This window comes from Nocardia sp. NPDC003979, from assembly GCF_053605015.1.
This window is the reverse complement of the sequence record NZ_JBSGIJ010000017.1, coordinates 1-21242: the sequence shown is the minus strand read 5'-3', so window position 1 is coordinate 21242 and position 21242 is coordinate 1. Positions and strand designations below refer to the sequence as shown.

General features: G+C 67.3%; 24 protein-coding genes and 3 pseudogenes. 13 read left to right on the top strand and 14 right to left on the bottom strand.

Features of this window, described 5'->3' with window-relative positions:
- Positions 1 to 12: 12 nt before the first annotated feature.
- From ACWEVR_RS27055 to ACWEVR_RS27045, 3 genes are read right to left on the bottom strand one after another with little or no spacing between them, the layout of a single operon-like run.
- The gene (locus ACWEVR_RS27055; protein WP_067488334.1) at positions 13 to 420 is read right to left on the bottom strand and encodes a DUF302 domain-containing protein; all 408 of its coding nucleotides are present in this window, start codon (positions 418 to 420) and stop codon (positions 13 to 15) included.
- Positions 421 to 449: 29 nt separating this feature from the next.
- Positions 450 to 689: a YgaP family membrane protein gene (locus tag ACWEVR_RS27050; protein ID WP_378666683.1), complete on the bottom strand. Its 240-nt coding sequence runs from the start codon at positions 687 to 689 to the stop codon at positions 450 to 452.
- The gene (locus ACWEVR_RS27045; RefSeq protein WP_067488129.1) at positions 643 to 1641 is read right to left on the bottom strand and encodes an Acg family FMN-binding oxidoreductase; all 999 of its coding nucleotides are present in this window, start codon (positions 1639 to 1641) and stop codon (positions 643 to 645) included. Before ACWEVR_RS27045 ends, ACWEVR_RS27050 begins: the two co-directional genes overlap by 47 nt.
- Positions 1642 to 1781: 140 nt before the next feature.
- On the opposite strand from ACWEVR_RS27045, the pseudogene ACWEVR_RS27040 reads away from it, so the two are divergent.
- Positions 1782 to 1919, top strand: a pseudogene (locus ACWEVR_RS27040) (hypothetical protein); the annotation flags it as partial.
- Between the two features lie 80 nt (positions 1920 to 1999).
- A complete protein-coding gene (locus ACWEVR_RS27035) occupies positions 2000 to 2365 on the top strand; it encodes a glycosyl hydrolase family 65 protein (protein ID WP_452469225.1) in 366 nt (121 codons plus the stop codon).
- Between the two features lie 157 nt (positions 2366 to 2522).
- On the opposite strand, the pseudogene ACWEVR_RS27030 reads toward ACWEVR_RS27035, so the two are convergent.
- From ACWEVR_RS27030 to ACWEVR_RS27005, 6 genes and pseudogenes are all read right to left on the bottom strand, one after another.
- Positions 2523 to 3520, bottom strand: a pseudogene (locus tag ACWEVR_RS27030) (zinc-binding alcohol dehydrogenase family protein).
- Positions 3521 to 3551: 31 nt separating this feature from the next.
- Complete coding sequence (locus tag ACWEVR_RS27025) at positions 3552 to 3809, bottom strand: SHOCT domain-containing protein (protein ID WP_452469224.1); 258 nt, start codon at positions 3807 to 3809, stop codon at positions 3552 to 3554.
- 464 nt (positions 3810 to 4273) lie between these two features.
- Positions 4274 to 4876, bottom strand: a complete 603-nt coding sequence (locus ACWEVR_RS27020) for a hypothetical protein (protein WP_378666686.1) — start codon at positions 4874 to 4876, stop codon at positions 4274 to 4276.
- Between the two features lie 19 nt (positions 4877 to 4895).
- Entirely contained in the window at positions 4896 to 5441 is a 546-nt protein-coding gene (locus ACWEVR_RS27015) for an Rv1733c family protein (protein WP_378666687.1), read from the bottom strand.
- Between the two features lie 37 nt (positions 5442 to 5478).
- Positions 5479 to 6381, bottom strand: coding sequence for a universal stress protein (locus ACWEVR_RS27010; RefSeq protein ID WP_378666688.1), 903 nt, complete (start codon positions 6379 to 6381; stop codon positions 5479 to 5481).
- Between the two features lie 23 nt (positions 6382 to 6404).
- Positions 6405 to 7358, bottom strand: a complete 954-nt coding sequence (locus tag ACWEVR_RS27005) for a CHAD domain-containing protein (RefSeq protein WP_452469223.1) — start codon at positions 7356 to 7358, stop codon at positions 6405 to 6407.
- 204 nt (positions 7359 to 7562) lie between these two features.
- Between ACWEVR_RS27005 and ACWEVR_RS27000 the strand changes: the two genes are divergently transcribed.
- The 3 genes from ACWEVR_RS27000 to ACWEVR_RS26990 all read left to right on the top strand — a co-directional run bounded on the left by ACWEVR_RS27000 (position 7563) and on the right by ACWEVR_RS26990 (position 10427).
- Complete coding sequence (locus ACWEVR_RS27000; protein ID WP_452469222.1) at positions 7563 to 8438, top strand: universal stress protein; 876 nt, start codon at positions 7563 to 7565, stop codon at positions 8436 to 8438.
- Between the two features lie 56 nt (positions 8439 to 8494).
- The gene (locus tag ACWEVR_RS26995) at positions 8495 to 9436 is read left to right on the top strand and encodes a universal stress protein (RefSeq protein WP_452469221.1); all 942 of its coding nucleotides are present in this window, start codon (positions 8495 to 8497) and stop codon (positions 9434 to 9436) included.
- 73 nt (positions 9437 to 9509) lie between these two features.
- Positions 9510 to 10427, top strand: a complete 918-nt coding sequence (locus tag ACWEVR_RS26990) for an Acg family FMN-binding oxidoreductase (protein WP_452469220.1) — start codon at positions 9510 to 9512, stop codon at positions 10425 to 10427.
- Positions 10428 to 10506: 79 nt separating this feature from the next.
- On the opposite strand, the pseudogene ACWEVR_RS26985 reads toward ACWEVR_RS26990, so the two are convergent.
- A pseudogene (locus ACWEVR_RS26985) lies at positions 10507 to 11395 on the bottom strand (universal stress protein).
- 255 nt (positions 11396 to 11650) lie between these two features.
- Between ACWEVR_RS26985 and ACWEVR_RS26980 the strand changes: the two are divergent.
- Genes ACWEVR_RS26980 through ACWEVR_RS26955 form a run of 6 tightly spaced genes read left to right on the top strand, consistent with a single transcriptional unit; the run spans position 11651 to position 16453 of the window.
- Positions 11651 to 11914 carry a hypothetical protein gene (locus tag ACWEVR_RS26980; RefSeq protein WP_378666693.1) on the top strand — a complete coding sequence of 88 codons (264 nt, stop codon included), beginning with the start codon at positions 11651 to 11653 and terminating at the stop codon, positions 11912 to 11914.
- Positions 11915 to 11931: 17 nt separating this feature from the next.
- Positions 11932 to 12381 (top strand): hypothetical protein, encoded by a 450-nt coding sequence (locus ACWEVR_RS26975; RefSeq protein WP_378666694.1) that lies wholly within the window; start codon positions 11932 to 11934, stop codon positions 12379 to 12381.
- Between the two features lie 41 nt (positions 12382 to 12422).
- The gene (locus ACWEVR_RS26970; protein WP_378666695.1) at positions 12423 to 13082 is read left to right on the top strand and encodes an SRPBCC family protein; all 660 of its coding nucleotides are present in this window, start codon (positions 12423 to 12425) and stop codon (positions 13080 to 13082) included.
- A complete protein-coding gene (locus ACWEVR_RS26965; protein WP_378666697.1) occupies positions 13079 to 14008 on the top strand; it encodes a universal stress protein in 930 nt (309 codons plus the stop codon). The genes ACWEVR_RS26970 and ACWEVR_RS26965 overlap by 4 nt, the downstream gene beginning before the upstream one ends.
- Positions 14009 to 14024: 16 nt before the next feature.
- Positions 14025 to 14657, top strand: coding sequence for a response regulator (locus ACWEVR_RS26960; protein WP_378666698.1), 633 nt, complete (start codon positions 14025 to 14027; stop codon positions 14655 to 14657).
- A 59-nt stretch (positions 14658 to 14716) separates the two neighbouring features.
- Positions 14717 to 16453: a GAF domain-containing sensor histidine kinase gene (locus tag ACWEVR_RS26955; RefSeq protein ID WP_452469219.1), complete on the top strand. Its 1737-nt coding sequence runs from the start codon at positions 14717 to 14719 to the stop codon at positions 16451 to 16453.
- Between the two features lie 22 nt (positions 16454 to 16475).
- Here ACWEVR_RS26955 and ACWEVR_RS26950 read toward each other — a convergent pair whose 3' ends face one another.
- From ACWEVR_RS26950 to ACWEVR_RS26935, 4 genes are all read right to left on the bottom strand, one after another.
- Entirely contained in the window at positions 16476 to 16667 is a 192-nt protein-coding gene (locus ACWEVR_RS26950; RefSeq protein ID WP_378666702.1) for a hypothetical protein, read from the bottom strand.
- The gene (locus ACWEVR_RS26945) at positions 16664 to 16948 is read right to left on the bottom strand and encodes a PNPOx family protein (RefSeq protein ID WP_378666704.1); all 285 of its coding nucleotides are present in this window, start codon (positions 16946 to 16948) and stop codon (positions 16664 to 16666) included. The genes ACWEVR_RS26950 and ACWEVR_RS26945 overlap by 4 nt, the downstream gene beginning before the upstream one ends.
- Before the next feature lie 943 nt (positions 16949 to 17891).
- Positions 17892 to 18404 carry a GNAT family N-acetyltransferase gene (locus ACWEVR_RS26940; RefSeq protein WP_378666705.1) on the bottom strand — a complete coding sequence of 171 codons (513 nt, stop codon included), beginning with the start codon at positions 18402 to 18404 and terminating at the stop codon, positions 17892 to 17894.
- Entirely contained in the window at positions 18358 to 18978 is a 621-nt protein-coding gene (locus tag ACWEVR_RS26935) for an endonuclease domain-containing protein (RefSeq protein WP_452469286.1), read from the bottom strand. Before ACWEVR_RS26935 ends, ACWEVR_RS26940 begins: the two co-directional genes overlap by 47 nt.
- Before the next feature lie 426 nt (positions 18979 to 19404).
- On the opposite strand from ACWEVR_RS26935, the gene ACWEVR_RS26930 reads away from it, so the two are divergent.
- Together ACWEVR_RS26930 and ACWEVR_RS26925 are read left to right on the top strand one after the other, a co-directional pair.
- Positions 19405 to 19668, top strand: coding sequence for a hypothetical protein (locus ACWEVR_RS26930; RefSeq protein WP_378666709.1), 264 nt, complete (start codon positions 19405 to 19407; stop codon positions 19666 to 19668).
- 101 nt (positions 19669 to 19769) lie between these two features.
- Positions 19770 to 20579 (top strand): hypothetical protein, encoded by an 810-nt coding sequence (locus tag ACWEVR_RS26925; RefSeq protein ID WP_452469218.1) that lies wholly within the window; start codon positions 19770 to 19772, stop codon positions 20577 to 20579.
- Positions 20580 to 21242 lie beyond the last annotated feature (663 nt).

The following is a 21242-nucleotide window of genomic DNA, read 5'->3' as shown; positions in this document are numbered from 1 at the left end:
GAGTCGGGCGGTTCAATTCCGGGTGGAGTCCAGCGCGGCCAGGGCAGCGCGCAGGCGGGTGGTGGCCTCGTCGGCGACGGGGTCGAGGGCGGGCTGGCCGGTGACCTGGACCAGGAGTTGGGGATTCATGGCTTCGACGATGATGGTGTCGATGTCGGTGGGGTCGCGGCGAACCACGACATTGCAGGGCAGCAGTAGCCCGATCTGGCGGTTGATATCGACTGCCCGGTGGGCCAACAGTGGGTTGCAGGCGCCGAGAATGCGGTAGTCCTCCATGTCGTGGCCGAGCTTGGCTTTGAGGGTGGCTTGCATGTCGATATCGGTGAGGACGCCGAATCCCTGCTCGGCCAGCGCTGTTGCGGTGCGTTCGATCGCGTCCTCGAAGGTGGTGTGCAGAGTGGTCGACAAGGCGAGGTCCATCATGTGCTCCGATCCGGGACTGTTGGTTCTCAGGTGGGGGTGAGGCAGGTGGTGTCGGCGAGGCCGAGCTGGCGCAGCGCCAGGGTGGCCGGGCACCAGCCCAGGGCGCTGTAGAGCAGCAGGTTCAGCCCCACCAGGGCGGTCAGGATCAGCCACCAGGGGTCGCGCTCAGCTACTGCGCCGAGCAGAACCAGCGAAGTCCTTCCGTCCGCACACCAGCGCCTACCTGGCGCCGTTTCTTCCGTCGGCTTCGGCGCCGAGCAGCACATCCTCGACCGGGCGGCGCGCCGTCTCGGCGATCGGCTCGTTGCTCGTGGGAGCCCAGCCGACCCGGATGAAGACCTGTGGGTAGCTGGTGCCACCGAGCATGGCCGACCTGAGCTGGTCCCGCTGGGCGGGGATCTCGAGCGGCTCGGTCAACGCGCAGGTGGCCAATCCGATGTTGGTGGCGGTCAGCAGGACAGCACTCATCGCTTCACCCGCGCGCAGCCGCGAGATCCTGTCGTCGGAGGACGTGCCGAGCATCAGCACCTCGGCGTGATCGTCCCCGTGGGCGGGATCAGCCAGTTCGGCGCCGGCGAACGTGCGTGCGGGCAGCTCGTCGCCCGGTCGCGGCGCCGGGGTGTTGCGAGCGGGTACCCCATCGAGGCTGGCATGCCTGCCAGACCACACCGCCGTCTCGAATCGGTAGGCCGGATCAGCGGCATGGGCGCGCGCGGCTGCCCGCGCGGCATCCACGAGCCGAACTCGGTCGGCGTCATCCACCGGACGTACGATCGCACCCAGTGCCATGGCCCGTTCGGTCAGCAAGCCGAGGCAACCCGGCGGGATCGGCCAGGAGCTGAAGTGCCTGCGATCGGTGTGGCGGTACCGGATCGCCGAGCTCATCGCGATCTCCTGATCCATCGGCCTATGGGCCACCAAGGTCACCGAGGCGAGGTGGTCCGGGTCGGCCGGGTTGGGCAGCCGGTGCACCACCGTCGCCCAGCCGGTCGCCGCGAATGCCACCGACAGGTGATGCAACGCGGCACCGCAACTCAGGAGCAGGTCGCGCTGATCGGGGTCGGTCACCGGCAGTGCCCGTTGCTGGTCGAGATACAGGTGGACGCCGCGATCGGTGATGCGCCAGCGCCACGGCTGTACGTTGTGAACCGACGGTGCCCGCCCAGCGAGCGCGAGCACCGCCTTGACAGTGTTGTCGTCAGGCAATCCGCGGTCCATGATGTCCGTCCTTCGTTGGTTGTTCTCACCACACTGGCACTGCGGCAGGGCCGCTGATTAGGGCAGGAGGGCCCAACCTGAGGTGACTTCGGCTATCACTACGGCCTGTCCCCTGACCTTCGGCCGGTGCACCGCGGACCTTGGGCACTTTCGCACTGTCGCCGGAGCTCATCCCCCGCACCGTCGACTACTACATCGCCCGGACCAGCCACGGTTCGACATTGAGCCGCCTCGCACACACCTGGGTACTCGTTCGCACCGACCGGGCACGGTCCTGGGGCCTGTTCGTCCAAGCGTTGCGCGCTGACGTAGCCGACACCCAACGCGGCACCACCGAGAAGGCGTCCACATCGGCGCCATGGCCGGGACCGCCGACATGGGGCTGCGCTGCTACAGCGGCATCGAAACCCGCAACGACACGCTACGACTCCATCCGGTCCTGCCCGCCGAACTCGGCAGCGGTGAGCTCACCATCTCCTACCGGGGACAACCCGTCACCGTCACCGTCACCCACAGCCGGTCACCCTACGCCTGCACCCGAGCTCCGCAGCTCCCATCCGCGTCTGTGTCGAGGACATCGAACGTACCCTGGGACCAAGCCAGACCTGCGACGTCGCGATCAACTCCGATCCCGCGCACCAGGAGGCGCACTGACCTGCCCCCGGCTCCAGCACACTGCCGGCAGCGAGGCCGGACGGGCCATCGCGGAATTGCTCGGCCATGACCGCGGTCGCGCGAATGTTGATCGTTTCTCAGCTACCGCGGTTGGATCCCGTTGCGCCACGCCGCTGACAGCCGCCGGAAACCGACAGCGGGCGAACTACCAGCAGCGGCGCAGGCCTCCCGTCCGCGGCGACGCAGCGGCAGCCGATGGCCCTGCGTCAGGGCACCAGCACGGCGGCACCGTCGAATCGGCCGAGTGCCAGGTCGCGCAGCGCGTAGTCGGCGTGGTCGAGCGGGTAGCGGTGTGTCGACACGCGCAGCCGGTGCTCCTGGGCCAAGGTGAGGAATTCCCGCGCCTGGGCGCGGGTATTGGACGTGACGCTGCGAATCTGGCGCTCCCGGAACAGATGTCGCTGATAGTTCAGCGCCGGAACATCGGTGAGATGGATCCCCGCGATCGCCAGCGTGCCGCCCGCATCCAGCGCCTCCATCGCCGGCGGTACCAGATCCCCGACCGGGGCGAACAGGATCGCCGAATCCAGTGGTTCCGGTGCGGGGTCGGCCGCACCTTGGGCCGAGTCGGCCCCGAGTTCCAACGCCAGGTCCCTTGCCGCCGCATCACGGGTCATCACGTGCACCCGAGCGCCGCGCCCGAGCGCGATCTGGGCGGTCAAATGGGCACTACCACCGAATCCGTAGATCCCCAGGACACCGTTGTCGGGCAGCTCGGACCGCAACAACGCGTGGTATCCGATGACCCGGCACACAGCAGCGGGGCAAGCTCCTGATCGAGGTACCCAGACGGCAGCGGCAACGCGAAATCGACCGGGACAGTAGCGAACTCGGCGTATCCCCCGTCGGCGTCCCAGCCGGTGTAGCGCGACCGCGGGCACAGATTCTCCGCCCCGCGCAGGCAGCACCGGCACACCCCGCAGGTCTCACGCAGCCACGGAATCCCGACCCGGTCACCGACAGCAATGCTGCTGCATCCCTCCGGCACGGAAACGACCTCGGCGACGACCTCATGGCCTGGTGTCACGGATGCGCGATGGACCGGCAGGTCGCCTTCGACCACGTGCAGATCGGTGCGGCACACCCCGCAGCAAAGCACTCGCACCAGAAGCTCGTCACGGCCGGGAACCGGAACCGGTTCCTCTCCGAGCCGCAGCGCCGAGGACCCGACCGGGCCGGGGCGCACTACTCGCCACGCCCACATCACCTCGGTGGTCCCGTCAGTCGCCTGCGAGTCATCGCTGTGGAGTCGAACGCAGGACACCCAGCCGATCGGTGTACTCCTGCGCGTCGATCTCGCCGCGGGCGAATCGTTCTGCGAGCACATGCTCCGGTCCGGGCGGCCCCGGATGGGATCGTTGAGCGCCCTCCATGCGAAACAGGTAGCGCAGCGCGAGAGTGAAACCGACGATCAGCATGCCCCAGAACAGGAGCATGCCCAAGCCCATCCACGCATATCCCCAACTATTGACATCATGGTCATACCAGTGCATCGTCACGTCTCCTACCAGGACCGCGGTCCTTCGACCGCTTTTCCACAATGCGCCGAGCGGAGCTGACGGCAGAAGGGCCGAGAGCCACCATCCGGGAGTACCAAGGCCCTTTCCGGACCGCAGTCGGACCCGCCGGAGGCCAAGCCTCTCACGACCGGGACTGCGGTTGGCGACCGCGATAACACCACCGCGGAAAACGCATCGGCCTGCTGTGGCGACCGATTATTTGTGCTACGGCCGCCATCACGGTATCGGTTTCCGAACGCGAGGGTGTGCCTAGGCTCGCCGGGGGGATGCTGAGCTGGCGCCGGCGAAGTCACAGCCGGGGTTGGCGTCGCTGAGACCGCAACGACCCGCCGGGTGGATGAGGGGCCGCCGGTGGTTCCCACCCGCACGGCCGGTGCCCCAGAGTCCTTCAGCGGCGCCAGGCCGTTTGCCCCCGGGATGCGTGCGTGGTGCAGAGCTCAGTCCCCGCCGTTGGTCTGGGAGCGCAACAGCCACACCAGGAAGCGTCCGGAGACCGCGGCCATGACCGCTGCCATCAGTAAGCCTCCCGCGACGCCGATCGCGGCGATCTGTGCCGCCGGTTGGCCTTGGTGCCATAGCGGGCTGGTGAACACAGCGAATGAGATCAGCCCAGCCGCCCACGACGCCGCGGTCGCGGCGATCCACCAGCCTGCTCGGCTGAGATACCGGCGCAGGACTACCCACTGGGCCACCCCGAGAGCCGAGATCACCACGGCCGCGCCCACGCACAGCGCCGAGATCGCCACGCTGGTGGGCCATGCGCGCACAGCGTCGAGGCGTGCCAGCATCATCGCCACCGACCAGGCAACCACAGCACCCAGCGCCGTGGCCACGATCCAGGCACGGTAGCCCAGGTCGGGAATCACCGGACGGAGCGCCCGGGCTTGGAACAAGCCCAGCACCGCACCCTCACCCATACCCGCTACCAGCAATAACGCAGTCGGCCATATTCCCGCGCGATCCCACATCGACGTCGCGACCAGCGCCGGTATCGAGAAGCCGAGGAACTCGCCGATGGTGACGAGAACGGTCCACCGCAACCACATCGGTATGTCCGGTCTACTGTTTCAGCTCGGACGCTTCGCGGTCCCAGACCGTGCTGCGCCGCCAGCCCACGAACGCCTCGGTGGCCGCGATCAGGCCCCAACCGGCCACGCCAGCAGACACCAACACGACAACCGCAGTGCCGATGCCCGCGAAAACCGCCACGACCGGCTCCCTGGGCGGTTTCACGGGTTCGCCGGACCTGTTGAGCCACACCGTAATCCGCTCACCCTCGTCGGCCGACGAGGAGACCGGCATCCTAGCGACGACGGTGCCCGAATCCGATAGCCAGCTCACCTGGGCCCGCCGCACGTGCCCCGGGCCGTAGTCCGGCCGCGATACCACCACTGCTCCGACCGCGGTGCTGTCGCGCTGCTCGGCATCAATGGCTGCGGCTTCGCCGGTGTAGGTGATGGTGCCCGCCGCACCAGCCAGCGGCACGGCAGCCAGCAGCATCAGCGCCGCGATCAACCGGGCTGCGGACTGCAGTCGCTCGGGCCAGCGCATCAGCGGACTGGTGCTCCAGGGGCGCGATCGCCACAACCGCACGGTGGCCACCATCAGTGCATCGGTACGGAAGGTCGACGACGTCATCGGACTAGCCTCTGTCTCGCACGACGATGGTCGGGGTTTCCACCGAGTGCAGCAGTGCGGTACTGGTCGACCCGAGCAGCATGCCGGAGAATCCGCCGCGGCCGTGGCTGCCGACGACCACCAGCTGCGCCGAGGCGGCTTCATCGACCAGCGACCGCACCGGTCGATCGGCCACGATGATCCGGCGGACCGGCACGTCGGGGTAGCGTTCGGCGTATCCGGCGAGGGATTCGGCCAGATCGGCTTCGGCCGACTGGCGGCCCATTTCCCAGCCGAACGCCGGCAGATCCAGCGCACTGGAGTCGCTGAACGCGTGCAGCGCGACGAGTTCGACCTTGCGGAGCGAGGCTTCGGCGAAGGCGAGTTCCAGGGCGGGGACGCTGTTGGCGGTGCCGTCGACACCGACCAGGACCGGCAGGGTCGCCGAGACCGGGTCGATGGCGGCGATGCCGTGGATGACCGCGACCGGGCAGCCGGCGTGCTGGGAGACCGCGCGGCTGACCGAGCCGAGCAGCCCGCGCTGGAAGGCGCCGAGGCCGCGGCTGCCGACCACGAGGATCTGTGCGTCGGTGGAGCGGGTGATCAGCAGGGGTGCTGCCTGCTCGAACGCGACTTCGGTGGTGATGGTCAGGTTCTGGTCGGGGACCGCGGCGCCGGCTACCCGCCGAGCTTCACCGACGACGCGTTCGGCGTCGGCACGCAGCCATTCCAGGTCGGCTTCACCCAGGGACATGCCGGGCCCGAACCCGGTCTGGAGTGCACCGGAGGTCAGGATTTGCAGGGGCAGCTGGTGCAACACCGCTTCGTTGGCGGCCCATGCCGCGGCCTGATAGGAAGTCGCCGATCCGTCCACGGCGACCAGCACAGGCCGGACGTGGTGCTCGCGGGGTTGGGACTTGGTGCTCATCGTCGTGCCTTCCTGGGTCGAATTCAGCTCGTCTGGGTCATCGTGTGCACCTCGGCCATCACCCGTGTGCCGCGCAGGGATCGCCAATAGATGCTCGGCAGCGTCTCGGCGTAGTCGGCGGTGCGGTCGATTTCGCGTTGCAGCAGCAGTCCGTAGGTGAAGCTCGACTCGCCGGCGTTCTCGGCTTCTCGGGTGAGCTGGATCAGGTGCTGCTTGGCCACCGCCGCGTCCTGGTAGTCACCGAGGAAATCCTGCAGCGCCACCAATCCCTCGGTTGCCTGGGCGTTTCGGGAGGGACTCAGCTCGTGGACCGACTCCAGGTAGTAGCGAGTGCGCCGGACCGCTTTGCGTAGATCGTGCATGGCGGCGTCGGTGGCGTCTTCGTCGCGGGCCTTGCCGATGGCGCGCATCCGCGCCCGGATTCGGGCGAGAAGTCCGTCGAGGACCGCGGCGTTGTCCGGGTCGTCGATGCCGGGCACCACCCCGGACCGCAGCAACCGTTCCTCGGCCATCAGGTCCTCGGTCAGGGCCGGGTACCGGGGCGAGGACAGCAGATCGCGCGCGGCGATCCATGCCGGGCGGCTCCGGGTGTCGAAGTATTCGCTCATCCGGTCGCGCACCGGTCCGCGGACATACCGTGGGCGCAGGACTTCGACCGCGGCGTGCAGTCGCGCGGACTGGGCCCGCAGTTCGTGGGCCGCGCCGACGGTGATACCGAGCCAGCGCAGTTCCTCGATGAGGCGACGGAGGTCGGACTGGCGGCTGACCGCCCGCGGGTGCGCGCTGAGCGCGCTGCGGGCACGACGCGCGGCTTTGACCATCGCCACGACCGCGTCAGCATCATCGTGACCGGCCGCGACCTGCCCGTCCATGATCGTTTCCCGCTGCGCATGCAGGTACCGGGCCAGCATCGCGCTGGCGTTCAGGTGCCCTGGCGCGTTGGGCGGGGCGGTGTCGGGCCTGGTCTCGATGGACATCAGGACTTCCTCGATCTCTTGGGCGGAACAGGTGTGTCTTTCACGATTCCTGCTCCTGCACCGGCGATACAGTGCCGTTCGCCGGTGAAAGTCCCTGCCGAAATCACGAATGGTCACGACGAAAGACCCGCCCGCGGGGGTCTCGAGACCCTGCCGGGGGGTGCGGCGGCGGGCGCACGCTGGCAACGACAGAAAGGGATCGACATGAACACTCCCGCGAATCCGAAGCCGGTCGTTGTCGGCGTCGACGGATCCGAGCAGTCACGCCACGCGTTGCGTTGGGCAGCCGAGTACGCCGCACATCACCGGGTCGCCCTGCGGCTCGTCTTCGCCGTCGACGTCCCCGTCGACTACGGACCGGGGCTGGCCGGCCCGCTCTACGACGTCGATGAGCTGCGCCGCCACGGTGAAACGATCGTCTCCGATGCCGCACAGCAAGCCGCCGCGGTCGCCGCGCCGATCACCGATATCACGATCACCACCGACGTCGTGGCCGGTTCCGCGGTAGCGGTGCTGCGCCACCACAGCGAATCAGCCCGTCTGCTCGTCGTCGGAAGCCGAGGACTCGGCGCGTTCCGTCGCACGCTGCTGGGATCGGTGAGCACCTCGATCGCCCGGCACGCCGGCTGCCCCGTGGCGGTGATCCCGGAGTCCACGGCGCCCGCCGACGGCGCGGTGGTGGTGGTGGGGGTCGACGGTTCTGCCTGCAGTACCGACGCAGTCGCTATCGCCTTCGACGAAGCGGCCCGCCGCAACACCGGGCTGATCGCGGTGAACGCCTGGTCGGAGTTCTACCGATACGAGGCCCGCTCCACGATGCAGACCGAAGCCGAGGCCGTGCTCGCCGAGAGCATCGCCGGCTTCGCCGAAAAATACCCCGACGTACAGGTCCAGCGAGTCGTCGTCGAGGAACGAGCCGCCAAAGCGATCCTCGACGCCGCGGCACACGCACAGCTGATCGTCGTGGGCAGCCACGGTCGCGGTGGGTTCGCGGGCATGACGCTCGGCTCGGTGGCCCAGGCCGTCCTGCACGGCGCCGAATGCCCGTTGATCATCGCCCGCCCCGTCCTCGAGTCCTGACCTCCGACCCTCCACCACCTCGAATACCCGTGTTCGGTCGAGAAAGGATTCCGGCGATGACTGTCGAGGACAGCAACGACCCACACCAACGGGCATCGGCACCGGTCGTCGTCGGAATCGACGGCTCGGTGGGTGCGACCCGTACTGTGGGCTGGGCAGCCGAGGTGGCCTCACAACGCCAGCGGCGCCTCGAGTTACTGCACGCCTTGGACATCGCGGCCACCCGCAGCGCCCTGGGCATCTACGACCTCATCGCTCCTCCTCTTACGGACACGATCCGCGCCCACGGCACCGAACTGCTCTCAACCGCCGCCACGGCGGCGCGCGAGGTGGACCCCCAACTCGACATCGAGCTGTCGATCTCGGACGTGTCCCCGGCGCGAGCGCTGATCGAACGCTCGTCCACCGCGCACCTGATGGTGATCGGCGCATCTGGTGTCGACGGCGCGCTCGCCCATCTCGGCTCGACATTGCTGGCCGTCGCCAGCCACGGTCACAGCGGCGTGGTGGTGGTGCGGGGCGCCGGGCCGGCGAAGATCGCCCGCCGCGAGGGGCCGGTGGTCGTCGGCGTGGACGGCAGCGCTCTGGGCGCGGCTGCGGTGGGCGTTGCCTTCGCCGAGGCGGCCGAACGCGCGACGCGTCTGGTCGCCGTACATACCTGGAGCGATCTGAGTTTCGATCGCTTCGGCGATATGCCCGAGATCATCCGCGACGAGGAGGTCCGTGTCGAAGCCGAGGCGGTACTTGCCGAACAATTGGCCGGCTGGCAGGAGAAGTTCCCCGACGTCGAAGTCGTGCGAAAAGTCTATCTGTCGGGGCCGCAGCTTCGCCTTCTCGCATGGTCGAAGGCCGCGCAGCTCGTCGTCGTCGGCAGCAGAGGCAGAGGCGGATTCCGCGGCCTATTGCTCGGATCGACCAGCAATTCGCTGGTCCAGCATGCCGATTGTCCGGTCATGGTCGTTCACCCGGCTCCCGGCACCACAGCCGCGGACACGTAGGGGCCTTAGGTCCTCACCGAACGGGAGTAACGGCCGTCTCGGCACACCTGCGACACGGAACACACTGGGTGATATGAGCCACACACCAGCCCCCCTAGTCCCCCGGCCGACCACAATCCGCGCGGCGATCGGGCTCGGGTGCCGCGCACCGTCGGTGCACAACACTCAACCCTGGCGCTGGGTCTTCGACGGCACCCGATTGCGTCTGCATCGCGACCTCGACAGGCAACTGACCTCGGCCGACCCGCACGGCCGCCAAGCGATAATCAGCTGCGGGTCGGCACTGCACCACGTCCGCACGGCCTTCGCGTCCCTGTGCTGGGCCACAGACCTCGCCCGGCTGCCCGACCTGAACGAGCCCGATCTCCTGGCGAACATCGAGTTCACGCCGTGGCCCGACCCTCCCACCGCCGTGTTCCGGCGGGCCGAGGCGATCGAGTATCGATACACCGACCGGCTGCCGATAGCCGAACCCAGCGGCTGGGCCTCGGTCAGGCTCGCCGTGGAAGACCTTGTCAGCCCACACGGTCTCACCCTCGACGTGCTCGACGAGGACACGCGAGCACCTTTGACGGTCGCCTCGGACCAGTCCGGGTCGTTGCATCGAAACGACATGGACTACCAGGCCGAAATACGGTGGTGGGCCGGCCATTCCGACCTCACCGAAGGGGTCCCGGCCTCGTCTCTGGCATCGGAGTCCGAAGCCGAGCGCGTCGGTGTCGCCCGCGATTTCCCGAGAGCGGAATCCTCGGCACGCCGCGGCGAGCTGCGCGATCACGCGCGGCTAGCGGTCCTCACCGCCACCGATGAAACACCGGAGACCTGGCTTCAGACCGGGGAAGCGCTGTCGGCAACACTGCTGGAATGCACAGCGTCGGGCCTGTCGACCTGCGCGTTGACCCACATCACCGAATCGACCGCCGGACGGCGCATGCTGAGCAGCCTGATCGGCCATCCCGGAGTGCCGCAGGTCGTCGTGCGCATCGGGTAGCCCCCGATGACCGCCGACCACCAGCAACCCCCCGCAGGCCCTTGGCCGACGTCCTCACCATGGCATGACCTCGCCGCGATCAGCCGCGAACCACGAACATCGGAACCTGCACCGCGTGCAGCAACGCCGCGCTCGTGGACCCCAGCAGCATGCCGGCAAATCCGCCGCGGCCATGACTGCCCACCGCCAGCAGCTGCGCCGTCATCGACTCGCGAAGCAAACACCGCACGGCACGATCGGCCACCACCAGCGTCCGCACCGTCACGTCGGTATAGCGCTTCGCCACAGCCCGCCAGCGCTTCGGACAGCTCGGCCGCGGCGGACTCGATGGTCATCTCCCGACCGAGGGTGAGCGGGCCATCGATGTCGCTGAACGCGTGCAACGCCACCAGATCCACTCGCCGTCGGGAGGCCTCCTCGACAGCGAGCTCCACCGCGGGCGCACTGTTGGCGGTCCCGTCGACGCCGACCAGCACAGGCCGGGCGGCCGAGACCGGATCGGCGGCGGTGATGCCGTGGATGACCGCGACCGGACACTGCGCGTGACTCGTCACCGCTGTGGCGACCGACCCGAGCGGCTCTCGATGCAGGCCGCCGGATCCATGGCTGCCCACCACCAGCATGCCCGCCGTCACCGATCGCTCGATCAGCAGCGCCACGACGGCCTCGAAACTGACCTCGGTGGTGATCGCCAGCTCGTCACCGCCCGCGTCTCGCGCGGCCCGCGCGGCCTCACCGACCACCCGCTCGGCGTGGACACGCGATCGCTCGAGGTCCGCCTCCGTGGCGGTCAACGCCGGTCCTGGCCGGGTCGGCAGTGCCGCGGTCAGGATGTGGAGCGCTCGACGGTGGAGCGCGGCTTCGCCGGCCGCCCACGCGGCCGCCGGGTAGGAGATCGGTGACCCGTCAACGGCGGCCAGCACGGGCCGTGTCCGGTGCTCGATGCAGTGAGATCGGTTGTGCGACATCATTGTTTCTGCCGTAGTGGCGCTCCTGTGGGTGGACCGCCGGTATCAGCCCCGAGCATGACCGGGACAGAGCCCCCGGCATCAGGGAACAAGGTCACCGCGGCCCGGCCGGACGACCTTCATCACCGAGCCGACGCGAGCGGCCGCCGGAAGCGAGCCGGGAAGTACTAAGTCCCTCACCGGCGTACTTTGGTCCCGCGAGGAAGGGCAGTGCGACTCTCACCGTGAGGGGCAGGCCCCGGCCAGACTCGATGTATGCCCTCGCCACGTGATCGTTGCTCGACCGACCCGACAACAGCCCCGCTCGCTCATCCGACCCTCGCGGTCGCCGGTGTGCTGCTGGCCGCCGCGGTCGTCGAACTCCCCCGGCTCTGGCCATGGGCACGCGACTACGGCAGCGCACTGGTCTACCCCGCCTTCGTTCTCTACACCACCCTCGCGATGGGGTTGGGGCGTTGGGGATGGCGCGTGCGACCCGCATTCGCCGCAGGCCCCCCGGCCGCGGCCGGCATCGACTAGCTCACCGGAGAAACACCATGTCTACCTTCAAGCAGCGCAAGACCCAGCGCGCCCTGCGCGCGGGCCTGATCGGCACGGCCGCGTTCGTCGCCTTGTGGGCCTTTGCCGGGGCCTTCGGCCTGATCAGCGGCGGAGCCGACCTCGGCCCCGAGATCACGCCCCGCCTTCCCTACAGCAGCCCAGTCCTGGCCGGGCTGCTGCTGGCCACGATCGTCGGTGTCCCGATGGCAACGACCGCGATACTCGCTCTGCGTGCCCGCCCGAGCGCCGCGCTCGCCGGGATGATCAGCGGTGCGCTCCTGGCGGGCTGGGTTGCCGTCCAGCCGTTGGTGATCGGCCAGTTCCACTGGCTGCAGCCGGTTTTCGGGCTGCTGGGCCTGGCGGTAGGCCTGCTAGGCTACCGGCTGCACCGGCCGGCCTCGGGGCTGGGAACCCCGCATTTCCCCTTCGGTGCATCACCGGCCTAGCGCCGCGCAACCTGGGCGTGAACGACAACCTGGGAGTGACGATGGAACAGCCGATACCGACGATCACCTGGCCCACGACCGCCTGGGGTGTGTCGATAGCAGCCATCGTGGCGGGTGTGTGTCTGCTCGGCAGATCCCAGCGGTATGCGATGTGGGGCGCGACGTCGCAGGAGGCCACCGCTGCGATGCCCGGCGACGACCTCCTTGCCGACGCCGGCTTGCAGACCACCCGCGCGGTGACCATCGACGCTCCTCCCGCGGCCGTGTGGCCGTGGCTGGTCCAGATGGGCCCGGGCCGGGCCGGTGCGTACACCTTCGATTGGATCGAGAACCTCCTCGGCCTGGACATGCACAGTTCCCATGAGATCGTTCCTGCCTACCAGCACCTCGCCGTCGGTGACGAGCTCACCCTCGGCGACTCGGGCCCGACCATGCGGGCGCAGATCATCGAACCACCACACACCCTTGTGTGGGCCTCTGACGAGGGCGACTGGACCTGGACGTTCCTGCTGACACCCGTCGCCGGTGGCACTCGGTTGATCAGCCGGAACCGGCTCACCGGGCCCTCCTCGCGCTTGCTGCGGCGCCTCTATGCGGTTGTGATGGTGCCGGCCAGTCTGGTGATGGAACGCAAGATGTTGCGTGGCATCAAGCAGCGCGCCGAAGCGCCGACAGACGTCGTTGCGGAGCACCGGCGATGACGGCCCGCCGTGACAAGCCCGTCCTCGTCGGCGTAGACGGCTCCGCACACGCACTGTCCGCAGTCCGGTGGGCGGCCGAGGAAGCTGCGCTGCACCGCGCGCCACTTCACCTGGTGCACGCCATCGGGACAGGGTGGGATCTCGGCCGACTCGGCGAGTTGAGGCTGTACAACCACCACTACCGAGAAGAAGGCATTACCGCGCTGGCCGAGGCCGAGCAGCAAGCGCGGCAAGCCGCCGGGCCGGACACCCTCGACATAACGACCGAGCTTGCCTGGCCTGCCCCGGTGTCTGTGCTCGCCAAACGCTCGCACACGGCGCGTCTGCTCGTACTCGGAACACGGCGGATGGATGCGTTCGACCGAGCGGTGCTCGGCTCGGTCAGCGCCGTGCTCGTCCGGCGCTCGAGCTGCCCGGCCGTCGTGGTCTCCCCCGGCCGCGCCCCGGCACCCTCACACCCGATCCTGGTCGGTATCGACGGGTCCGCCGCCAGCGTCCGCGCCGTAGGCATCGCATTCGAGCAGGCTGCGGCACGCAATGTCGATCTCCTTGCCCTCATGGTATGGTCACGAACAGACCAACGCGAATCCGGGCACAGCGCCGCACAGCAGGCCCAGGCCACGCTCTCGGCGAGCTTGGCCGGTTACGCCGAAAGATTCCCTCAGATCACAGTGCATCGGATCCTCTCCGACGGTGATCCGGCCACACGAATCCTCGACGCCTCGATCGACGCGCAAATGATCGTCGTGGGCAGCCGGGGACGCAGCGCACTGACGGGCTTTGCCCTCGGGTCGGTGTGCCGGGCGGTCCTCGACCAGGCGTCGGTGCCTGTACTTGTTGCACGCCCACGGCCCGGTGACCGTGGCCATGCACACAGCGTCCAACGGCGAGCGGCCCAAAATCGTCGGCTGAAGCAGTCACGCTAACGAAAGGTCCGAACTCATGGTCAAGGTTTTCTTGGTCGACGATCACGAAATCGTCCGGCACGGCGTAGCCGACCTCATCGACCTCGAGCCCGACCTCGAGGTCATCGGCGAGGCAGGGACCTGTTCCCAGGCACTGGCCCGCATCCCCGCGCTGCGCCCGGACGTCGCCGTCCTGGACGTGTTGTTGCCCGACGGCAACGGCATCGAGTTGTGCCGTGAGCTTCTCTCGGCGAACCCGGACCTGCGGTGTTTGATCCTGACCTCGTTCACCGACGAGCAGGCCATGCTCAACGCCATCCTGGCCGGAGCCAGCGGCTATGTGATCAAAGATATCAAAGGCCTGGAACTGATCGCCGCGATCCGCGATGTCAGCGACGGGAAGTCGCTGCTGGACAATCGCGCGGCAGCGGCGCTGATGAGCAAACTCCGCGCCGAGGCTGCCGAGAAGACCGGCCCGTTGGCCACCCTGACCGAGCAGGAACGGACCTTGCTGGCTCTGCTCGGCGAAGGGCTGACCAACCGGCAGATCGCCGCGCGCATGTTCCTGGCGGAGAAAACGGTCAAGAACTACGTCTCCCGGCTGTTGACGAAACTCGGTGTCGAACGCCGCACGCAGGCCGCGGTGATGGCATCCAAGCTCGAGGAATAGCGTTCTCGCGGCCTCCGTAGAGGGCGCTCGAACCTGCTCGGCCGTGAAAGAATGCTGCCGTGGATGAACAGAGCCAGCCCGGTCGGCAGATTCCGGTCACCGAGACGCTGTCACAACTGAAGCTGCGTGAGCTGCTGAGCCAGGTCCAAGACCGCATCGCTCAGATCATCGACGTGCGGGATCGGATGGACCGGCTCATCGAGGCCATGCTCGTCGTCACCGCGGGCCTGGACCTCGACGACACCCTCCGCTCGATCGTCCACACCGCCATCGAGCTGGTCGATGCACAATACGGCGCCCTCGGCGTGCGCGAGCACGACAAGACCAGCAACGAACTGGCCGAGTTCGTCTACGAAGGCATCGACGATCGAACCCGGGTCCTCATTGGCGACCTGCCCAGAGGACACGGGGTGCTCGGGTTGCTCATCAAGGAACCCAAGCCGATCCGGCTGGCCGACCTGTCCGAGCACCCCTCCTCGGTCGGGTTTCCACCGAATCATCCCCCGATGAACACCTTTCTCGGTGTGCCCGTCAAGGTGCGCGACGAGGTTTTCGGCAACCTCTACCTCACTGAGAAGGCTGGCGGTCAGGAGTTCACCGAGGACGACGAAGTCGTCGTGCAGGCTTTGGCGGCGGCGGCCGGTATCGCCATCGCCAATGCCCGGCTCTACGAGGAATCCCGCATGCGCCAACAGTGGCTCGAAGCGACCAGGGATGTGGCCACCGCGCTCCTGGCCGGCGGGGAGCCGAAAGAAGCGCTGTCGTTGGTCACCGAGCAAGCACTGACCCTCACGCAGTCGGCGTGCACCTTCGTCGCCCTGCCCGAGGACCCGGAGGTGCCGAACGAGGAAGTGACCGAGCTGGTCGTGATTGCCGCGGCGGGTGTCGATGCCGCGGATATCATCGGTCAGCGTCTTGCCGTGGAGGACACCCAGTCCGGGGCCGCCTACCGCTCAGAGAAGATGGTGGTCAGTGAGAAGCTGCCCTACAACCTCTTCTCCGACACCAGGACCCGGTTCGGACCGGCAGTCGTGGTGCCGTTGCGGGTCGGAGACACCGTCATCGGCGTCCTGACCACCATCCGTCCGGCCGATGCGCAAGCACTGGACGAGGCCAGCACATCCATGCTCACCGCTTTCGCCGATCAAGCCGCTCTGGTCCTGCAACTGTCCGACACCCAGCGCCGCATGCGCGAACTCGACGTGCTGTCGGACCGTGACCGCATCGCACGAGGCTTGCACGATCACGTCATCCAGCGGCTCTTCGCCGTCGGACTGTCACTACAAGGCAGCGTTCAGCGCGCTCGCGGACCCGAGGTCAAATCCAGGCTCATGGAGACCATCGACGACGTGCAATCCATCGTCCAAGACATCCGGCACTCGATTTTCGATCTGCAGAGCAACAACACCGCCGACTCCTCGAAGTACCGAAAGCACCTGCACGGCATCATCGTCGAGGCCACCGCCGACACCGGGCTGCGTACGACCGTGCGGCTGGCCGGACCGGTCACCGTGCTGGCCCCGCCCCTGTCCGACGACGTCGAAGCGGTCCTGCGTGAAGCGGTCAGCAACGTCGTCCGCCATGCGCAGGCAACCCTGGTCTCGGTCGAACTGCGGGTCGGTGACGAGGTGTCGATCGAAGTGGCCGACGACGGCGTCGGCGTCGCCGAGGACATCTCGCGCCGCAGCGGGCTGGCCAACCTCGCCGTCCGAGCCGAGAACGCCGGGGGAACGTTCCGTATCGAGAATCGCCCAGAAGGCGGAACGGTTCTGCGCTGGACAGTGCCTTTGCCGTGACCGAATCGGACTCGTGCGGCGACTACTGCCCAACCCTCAGGCCCGAGTGCTGATCCGACGGGGCCGACGGCCGCTCGAGCAGTCTGATCCCGGACACGATGTCGGGATCGATGGTGATGACGGTGTCCATGGAACCCTGCACCCAGGGCTGCAAGCGCCGCTCATAGCGTTGCACCCGGCTCGGGTCGCCGACAATGCGAGCCAGCCCGGTCACCGACACCGACCACCGATCCGACGTCGCGGGTCGATCTCGTCCGCACCATAGGTCACCACCACAGGCGAGCGGCCGGTGACGATCGCAGACCCCAGCCGCGTGTGAAAGACGATCAGCCCGTCCTCGTCGACCAGGTGGGTTGACCAAGCGAATCGCGGGCGGCGCACACGCGTATAGACCACTCTCCCCATCGGTGTTCCCGCCAAGAGCCGAAGCGCCTCAGCTCTGCTCAGCTCCACCGCCTCGCACCGCCCTTCAGCGTCGTCGTCCAGATCGATCACGACAACGCTCCGTCGGCGACGACCCGACCCAATCGGTTGACCGTATGCACCGAATCCGACCTCGCTTTCCAATCACTATCCGCCCAGCATCCATGCCACCAGTCGACTCGCACTCACCCCTAAAGCCGAAGGTCCACAGGTAGTGGGCCGATCGGCCTGCTCTGCTGGCTGGTCCTTTCCATCACAGGCCGCCTCTGACTGCCGATGTGCCGTGCTGAGAGCCTTCACCAACTGCGTTCGAGACAGGTTGAGCGTGAGCGGTATTCCCAGATCTTCTGCCAGTGACACGCCGAAAGGCACTCGACGTCACGGACACGTCCTCCACAGTCTCACCAGCGCGCAAACTGCGCTTCTTTCGGCGTGTCGTCCACAAAGTCGCACGGGCCGTTTGAGGAACACGTTGTAGCGGCACCGCTCACGCTCCCCACCCCGCAGCCCTGCCCGATCAACCGCACTCACCTTCGCCGTGACCGCCCGATACAACGCCGACTTACTCGGCTGGCCGCCCCGAAACCCCCAGTTTTTCTGCGCTCAACCGCACATGGCCGCTGGTCAACGACCCACCCGCGACAGCTCGGCTAACCGGTCCGCAGCAGCTCGGCGCAGCGCCCGCGAAGCTGCGTCCCCCGTCCACAACCTCCCGCCCAACGCACACCAGACCACGTCAGAGCATTGGAACGCAAAACCATCTGCCCGGCAGCGTAACCCAGCCTGTCAGCCCTGACGAGGTACTGACACCGAAGCGGGAACGACCTACTGATATTTCAGTGGGAACTCACACCATCCAGATGGTCACCGGTGAGGGTGTGTCCGGCGAGGGAAGGATTCGTTGTGTGGTGCGACTTTTCGTGGATCTGGACTCCCAGGCGCCGCACCTCCACGCTCACCAATAACGCCGAGAATGACCGTGCCTGAACTTCCTACGGCCCCATCAGCTACCAGCTCAGCCTAACCGTTCATCAGTTCCACGGAGGCGCGCCGGAGTCACAGCCAGTCGCAGCCTTGATAGTTCAGAGAAGACCCCGCGCGACCCGACGTTGTCGATGCGACAAGTGAGCAAAGCCGGACTGATACCGAGACCCGCTGCCATTCTGAGGGTTTGGCGGAGTATTTCTGTCCCGTGTCCGAGTCTGCGGTAGCGCGGAGCGACGATATAGCCGATGTGCCCACCCCACCGGGCCAGTTTCTCGGTGAGCCGGTGGCGGATATCGCTGCTGCCCACGAACACGCCGTCGAGGGCGGCGACGAGGAACGTGTAGGGCACCGAGCCTTCGGCCAAGCCCTCCCCCGCACGGGCACGGTCCTGAACGAGAAGGTACTCCGACCAGGCCATACCTGGTCGGTAGTCCTTGGCGAAGACAGTGCCGTCCTGCGTGATCGCCGACCGGAGTTCGAGAAATTCCCTCTCGTCACCTGGACCGATCGGGCGCACGATCAAGTGCTCGGCTGTGGTCATGGTTTCGATGCTGAGTCCGTGACCCATCGCGGGCAACCGATTTCGGCACAGTGACCTCCAGTCTCTCGACGTCAGAGCCTCGAACCCCCTGTGAAGCCTGCCCTTTCAGCGTCATCGCCCCGGCCTGGCTTCGGTCTGGTCTGCATGGCAAATTCGGGCGCCAGTTCGACGTGCGCGGTGGAGTGTCTACAGTTCTTCGAGGGTCAGTTGTCCGGGGCCCGGTACTCGCCGGGTCTTGGACCCGCGTTTGCTGTACAAGCGGCGCACACCGAGGATTGTGGCGGTTGCGGTAGTTCAACCATCGGCCGTCCGTGGTCGAATGCCCCTCAACGGCATTGCAATTGCGGCAAAGCCAAACACGTACAAGCCCGGTTCTGTGGTCGTGGTCGAGCACCATGCCCCAGTGCCCGCCCTTGTCCCCGGCGCCCGCGCAGATCGCACACTTGCCGTTCTGCCACTGGTAGATCGCTGTCGGAGTTGCCCAGTATCCGCCGTCCGGCACCGACCAGAACCAGCATGCGGGCCACAGAGCGGGTAGCCACCGATCGACGAAAACACGCGCTCCCTCCCGCATGAACTCAGCTGTCTGTCGCTCCTGCTTACTCAGGTGTCGGCAGCACGCCGGTGTCCCGACGGCCGCACGGCCGATGCAATCAACTCCCCGATCACACTTCGCTTCCAGCTCGGCCCGGACCAACGACCACGCCGCAAGAACTCGGTTCACGAATTCAGGCGTCATACGCCTGGCGCTCGGGGGGAGTTTGTCGGCCTCTGTCGGCACTTCGGCACGAAACGCCAGCGGACCCCGGGTGGGCTGTTCGGCGGCCGCGAAAGCCACTGACTCAGGGACCTCGGCCGAATCCGCAATCACGCGGATCGTCGAGTCGCTCGGCAACGACTCTCGTTCACCCCGCGCATCCCACATGGAACCGTCTCCGATGTCTCGACCGCCGACCACGGTCAGGGGAAGGTGGAGAACCCCTACGTCATCGTGTGCGACGTGAATACAACAACGGTATCCATCACCGACATCACCAACGCCCTCACGTTCGTCCCCGTCCTGATCATCGTGGCATGCACCGCGGTGAGCGCCCTGTTCATCTGCCTTTCCCGACAACCATCACCTCAGCGCAGGACGTACCGCAACCGCGCGATCCTCTTCGGCGCCGGCGCGCTCGGCGTCCTGATCTTCTGGACCATCATCACCAACCAGACAAGCCCGCCGGCCCCGACACCCGAGCCGTCCACCGTCGAGGGCCAATAGCCACCCGACCTGCACAGACGACACGTCCCTGGTCCGGCTGTCACCGGACCAGGGAATACTCGAGCGCGTCCATCGAACGACAATGCAGGGGCGGGCATTTCATGATCCAACGTACGACCAGGGGCTTGTTCACCGCGCGGATCGGCGCCCGCGACATCCGCGGCTGGTCCGCCACCGTGGAAGAGATGCAGGCCATCCTCGGCAGGTTCGGGCTCGACGCCACTGACGCCGGCTCGGCGATATCGCGGGAAATCATCGCCGACAACAAATCGGCGCCAACGGACTGCGAGCTCGAGCTTCCCCAAGACCAACGGATGCACCAACTGCGCGCCGCCGCCGACGGGCCGCAGCGTGCCCTGCTGCGCGAGGCCCTGGTGGAACTGCGCGACACCATGCCAACACCCGGCCCACACGCAGCGCGGATGAAGTTCGTCCCCGACCCCGACCCGGGCGCCGAACTGCAGGCGTGGCTCAGCGAACGGGCCGCCGGTGTGAACGCCTCAGCGCCGCAAGTGGGCCAGATCGCCGTGTTCGGTTCAGCAGCGGTGCCGCAGAAGGACTCTGGATCGGCCGCGCGAGCGGAATACCTGGACTGGATCGATCCAACCCCGATCGTGTCCACCGCCGATCTCGAGTGGGGCATGTTCAAGTGCGCAGACCCAACTCGGCGTTCACTGGCCGAGGTCTTCGTGGCCCTACATCAGGCCACGACCCCGGCGGAATTGGAAGCGTGGATCGAGCGGCGCTGGATCGGTGGCGGGGCACAGCCGGTGAAACTCGTACGGGTCGAAGGCTCGGCCGGGCCAATCTATAGCGTGGGCAGCGACGGCAACCATCGCGTCCACTTCGCCCGCATCTTCGGTCTTCCCCTGCTGGCGCTGGTGCGCACCAGCCCCCTGCCCGACCGCTGATGGTGTTCGACTACCCCGAATCCGAGAGCGAACCATTCGGGCAATGGGCATCGTTGTGGCGCGGGCTGCGGGACCTGGGACTCCTCGATGTCGCCGAGCACCCCGGATCTGACATGCAGTGGCGGACACCGACGCGCATATGCGCAGAGTGGATGCTCATGAGCCCACACGCCGCCACCGGGGTGAACCGTGCCTACGACCGGGTGAATCCGCAGGCCCTCCAGCACGCCACCGGGCTGTCCGAAGACGAACTGTTCGACCCAGAGCAGTGGGCCCGGAAACTTCTCGGCTCCCCACGCCCACACCCACGCCCGCAATCGCGGCGGGAGCGATGGACATTCCTCTCCGGCCTGGTGCCCGCCTCGCTCACCCAACGAACAGAAAGCCGACGACCATCACGTAGCACCGGATCGGTCACAGGACCCCGGGATGCACCGTGAATCAGGGTGTGCTCGTCGGGGATCGGCCGGTTGCGGCGGAGTAGCATCCACGGCTGGGGCCCGTGCACGGTCCTGACTCCGAGCCGCACCGATCCCCACGTGATCACCGGCGCCGAGGACAAGACGGCTGGTTTTGGTCGCGAACCTGGACACCAGTTGTGCGTGAATCTCGACACCACCTGCGCGAGCGAGATTTTCGTGTTCGCGAATTCTGACACCACCA